This window comes from Stenotrophomonas pictorum JCM 9942, assembly GCF_001310775.1.
GTDB lineage: Bacteria > Pseudomonadota > Gammaproteobacteria > Xanthomonadales > Xanthomonadaceae > Stenotrophomonas > Stenotrophomonas pictorum.
The window spans coordinates 1-626 of the sequence record NZ_BAZI01000772.1; the positions used below are offsets into that span (position 1 = coordinate 1).

Sequence of the window (626 nt, forward strand, 5' to 3'; positions counted from 1 at the left end):
GCCAGATTAAGGAAAAAGCCCCTAGGAATAGGGGCTTTTTTCGTTTCTGCCCTTTACCTACCCACCCAGCTACCCATCCGGCTGAATTTGTCTGTTTTTCGACACTTGGTCTTGAATCCAGGCCTGGACTTCCGACTGCAACCACAGCGCGCGCCCGCCGACTCGGATGGACTTCGGGAATTGCTTTGCCTTCATACGCTCGTAAATGAAGGAGGATTGCACGCCGGCTTGGGCGCTGACGCCCTGGATGGTCAGCAAGACCTCCGGTTGACTGAGGGGCGACACCTGAGGTTGATTGAGGGTTGATTGACTCATGCGGCCATCCTTTCGTGCTGCAGTACGGGGTCTAGATTTGCGCGGGCAAGCGCGGCTATCGGTGCCGGGCTCACGCTGTTGCCGACCATGCGCACTGCGGCGCTGGTGGTCAGCGGGCTGCCGTTGGCGGTGCGGTCGATGATGTAGTCCGGCGGGAAGCCTTGGGCGGTGAACAGCTCGCGGGGCTTGAGCATGCGCAGCCGGATGTCGGTGATCACGTAGGGCGTGGCGCCGATCATCACGGTGACCAGTGCCATGCGATCGCGGGTGGTAATCGTGTCCAGCGGATCGCGTACGTCCAGGGCGGTGCC

At 61.0% G+C, this 626-nt stretch carries 2 protein-coding genes; both read right to left on the reverse strand.

Translation table 11 applies throughout. The features are described 5' to 3' along the window. Window positions 1-69: 69 nt before the first annotated feature. Window positions 70-315: a helix-turn-helix transcriptional regulator gene (locus JCM9942_RS17610; protein ID WP_054661069.1), complete on the reverse strand. Its 246-nt coding sequence runs from the start codon at window positions 313-315 to the stop codon at window positions 70-72. Continuing rightward, the coding region (locus tag JCM9942_RS17615) for a DNA cytosine methyltransferase (protein WP_172675216.1) at window positions 312-626 on the reverse strand (315 nt) is incomplete at its 5' end. The genes JCM9942_RS17615 and JCM9942_RS17610, both read right to left, overlap by 4 nt.